The organism is Dietzia sp. SLG310A2-38A2, from assembly GCF_014145095.1.
Taxonomy (GTDB): domain Bacteria; phylum Actinomycetota; class Actinomycetes; order Mycobacteriales; family Mycobacteriaceae; genus Dietzia.
Genome location: NZ_JAALDX010000283.1, coordinates 1 through 3308, shown reverse-complemented (window position 1 = coordinate 3308; position 3308 = coordinate 1). Strand labels below are relative to the sequence as shown.

Annotated in this window: 4 protein-coding genes; all 4 read right to left on the bottom strand. The window is 70.8% G+C overall.

The window, feature by feature from the left end; genetic code table 11:
* Positions 1–671 (bottom strand): metal ABC transporter permease (locus G6027_RS10430; protein WP_182637118.1); only part of this gene is annotated, 671 nt, incomplete at its 3' end.
* Positions 671–1555, bottom strand: a complete 885-nt coding sequence (locus G6027_RS10425; protein ID WP_182637117.1) for a metal ABC transporter ATP-binding protein — start codon at positions 1553–1555, stop codon at positions 671–673. The genes G6027_RS10425 and G6027_RS10430, both read right to left, overlap by 1 nt.
* Positions 1542–2666, bottom strand: coding sequence for a zinc ABC transporter substrate-binding protein (locus G6027_RS10420; protein ID WP_182637116.1), 1125 nt, complete (start codon positions 2664–2666; stop codon positions 1542–1544). Before G6027_RS10420 ends, G6027_RS10425 begins: the two co-directional genes overlap by 14 nt.
* A 91-nt stretch (positions 2667–2757) precedes the next feature.
* Positions 2758–3308, bottom strand: a 551-nt coding sequence (otsB, locus tag G6027_RS10415) for a trehalose-phosphatase (RefSeq protein ID WP_182637115.1), incomplete at its 5' end; no start/stop codon positions are given.

Below are 3308 nucleotides of genomic sequence, written 5' to 3'. Positions count from 1 at the left end.
GCTGCGGCCGCGGCCGGTGTGATGAGAAGCGAGAGCACGAGCAGCGCACCCACCACCTGGACCGCCTGGGCGGCCGCGAGCCCCACCAACACCGCGAAGATGAGGTTGATGGCCCGCACCGGAACTCCCCGCGCCTCCGCGACCTCGGGATCCGCGGAGGAGAAGACCAACGGACGGTAGAGAGCGATCAGCGTGACGCAGATGATCGCCGCGACCACCGCCATCTGGACCACGCCGTGTTCGGACACACCCACGATCTGCCCGGTCAGCAGGGAGAAGCTGGTTCCCGACCGGCCCGGGTAGAGGTGGATGAACAGCACGGCCATGCCGAGACCGAACGCCATGACCACGCCGATCGAACTGTCGCGCTGGGAGGCGCGGGCGCCCATGAGCCCGAAGATCAGCGCGGCCACGACGGATCCGAGGATCGCACCCAGGCCCAGGTTCAGGCCGAACAGCAGGGCGGCGGCGGCTCCGGTCAGGGCGAGCTCGCTGGCCCCGTGCACGGAGAACGACATCTGCCGCATCACGATGAACGGACCGATCGCCCCGGCCAGCAGGCCGAGCAGCGCGATCGCGACCAGGCCGTACAGCACGAAGTCCTGTCGGAGCAGGTACGCGGTGACCTCGGTGTCGGCGATCGTCCCGGCGATCTCGAGCAGGCGGTCCATCAGTGCGCTCCGGGGTGGGTGTCGTCGTGATGGTGGTGGCCCGTGGACCAGGGCTCGGCGCAGAGGTGCTGGGTGTCGCCCACCACGATGATCTGGCCACGGACCCGCAACACCTCGACGGGCGAGGAGTAGAGGTCGGACATGACCTCCGTGGTGAACACCTCCTGCGGGGTGCCGATGCGGTGGCGCCCGTCCACGAGGTAAACGATCCGGTCGACCATCGGCAGCACCGGGTTGATCTCATGGGTGACGAAGAGGACCGCGGTGCCGTGTTGACGGCGCCGGTGGTCGAGAACCGAGGCGACGGTGCGCTGGCCGGTGAGGTCCAGGCTCAGCAGCGGCTCGTCGCAGAGCATGACGCACGGGTCGCACGCGATGGACTGGGCCACCCTGACGCGTTGCTGCTCGCCTCCGGACATGCGACCGAGCGGCTTGTCCGCCAGCTGCCCGGCGCCCAGGCGGTCCAGAGCATGGTCGACCACCCGACGCTTCTCGCCGCGTCGGGACGGCCACCCCGGGCCCCAGCGGGTGCCGTCGATCCCGAGTCCCACCAGGTCGCGTCCGCGCAGGGTGATCCCGGGATCGAACGCCTTCTGCTGGGGCACGTACCCCAGGTGGGTTCCGCGGTCGCCCGGGGCGCGGCCGTCCACCAGCACGGTGCCGGAATCGGGTGTCAGCTCGCCGAGGAGCACCTTGAGGAGGGTCGTCTTGCCGGCTCCGTTGGGGCCGAGGACGGCGACGAACTCCCCGGCGGCCACCTCGAGGTCGAGATCGCGGATGAGGGTGCGCCCGCCTCGTGAGACCGTCACCGACTCCAGGGAGACGACCGGCCCGGGGCCGGGTTCGCCGCGGAAGTGGGATGACACCTGGTCAGTGTCCACCATCGGCGACCGGGGTCGCGCCGTCGAGGGCCGAGGACAGCGAGTCGACGATCCCCGTCATCCACGTGGTGTAGTCCATGCCCTCGGGGAGGGTCTCGGTGAGGTCCACGACGGCGACGTCCGCCGACTCGGCGGCGTCACGGACCCGGGCGGTCACGGTGGTCTCGGTCTGGGTGTTGAACGCGAGGAACGCGACCTCCCGCTCGTCCATCAGGTCGAGCATGGCGGAGAGGTCGGCCGCGGACGGGTCGGTGTCGTCCTCGATCGAGGCCAGGAATCCGCGCGGCGTCAGGTCGACCATGTGGGCGGCGTCGAACAGGTGGGCGCCGACCCGCTCGGTCTGGGCGTAGGGGAAGTGCCCGCGGTCGTGGATCGCGTCGAGCTCGGCCTCGAGCGGGTCGAGGGACTCGGCGAACCGGCTGGCGTTCTCGCGGTACTCCTCGGCGTTCTCCTCGTCGATCGTCGCCAGCTCCTCGGCCACCCGCTCGGCCACGGCGGCCGCGGTGGGCAGGCTGAACCAGACGTGCTCGTTGGTGTCAGACGCGTGGTCGTGGTCGTCGTGATCGTCGTCGTGACCGTCCTCGGCACCGTGATCATCGTGGCCGTCCTCGGCTCCGTGATCGTCGTGGTCGTCGTCGTGCCCGTGGTCGTCCTCACCGTGCTCGTCGTGCCCGTGCTCGTCGTCGTGGGAGTGTTCGGCGACCGACTGGCCGGTGACGCGCGCGTACTCGTCGACCGCCCGGACCACGGGCACGTTCGTGGCGTTCTCCAGGGCCCGGTCCACGAAGGAGTCGTACCCGGCGCCGTTGTAGACCACGAGGTCCGCGCCGGTGACCGCGGCGGCGTCGGCCGGGCTCGCCTCGTAGGAGTGCGGATCGGCGGCCGGATCGGAGATCACGGACTCCACTGTCGCGTTACCGCCGGCGACCTGCTCGGCGATGTCGGCGTAGACGCTCGTGGAGGCCACGACGGTCGGTCCGGCGGCCGTGGCCCCCTCGCCGGAACCGTCGTCCGACCCGCAGGCGGTCAGAACGGCTCCTCCGAGTAGTGCGGCGGCGGCGAGGGCCGCGACCCGGGTTGGAAGTGGCGTGCGGGGCAGGGTGGATGACGACATGGCGAAGACCGCTCTCGTAGCAATGGGAACCGTTGTCGTTAAGTCTATGTTGATACTCGCCGCCGGGGTCAAATGCGGGGTGGAGCGAGTGTCAGGACCGCAGTTCGGCGAGCCGGGAGAGCAGCCCCACGACCGCGGGGATGTCGACCACGCGGTGTGCGGCGAGCGTCTGTCCGTCTCCGACCTTGATCCCGACGTCCCCGTCGCGGAGGCGCGCGAAACCGCGCTCGTCGGTCACGTCGTCGCCGATGAAGATCGCGATCTCCGCGCCGGTCTGCTCGACCAGCCGCTCGATCGCCGCGCCCTTGCTCGCCTCGCGGACCGCGATCTCCACGACGTTCTTGCCCTCGGTCACGAACACGCCGTCGAGGGCGGCGGGTCCGGCCATGGCCTCGGCCATCGCCTGCCGGCGCAGGGCCGGGTCCTCGACCGGGCGGACGTGCAGTACGGCGGCCGTGGGCTTGGGTTCGACGTGTGCCCCGGGGGTGCGCGAGACGATCTCGGAGAGCTCGGAACCCACGCGGGCGAGCAGCGTGAGCTCGTCGTCGTCCAGAGGGGTGTCGAACCCGCCCTCCCACTCCGACCCGTGGCTGCCCACCAGCACCACCGGCGCGGTGGCGCCGCTCACCTGGGCCAGTGCCT

What these genes read in the sequence shown, in the direction of transcription:
- G6027_RS10425 (WP_182637117.1), bottom strand. Translation starts at nt 1,555, where the DNA reads ATGGTGGACACTGACCAGGTGTCATCCCACTTCCGCGGCGAACCCGGC.
- G6027_RS10420 (WP_182637116.1), bottom strand. Translation starts at nt 2,666, where the DNA reads ATGTCGTCATCCACCCTGCCCCGCACGCCACTTCCAACCCGGGTCGCG.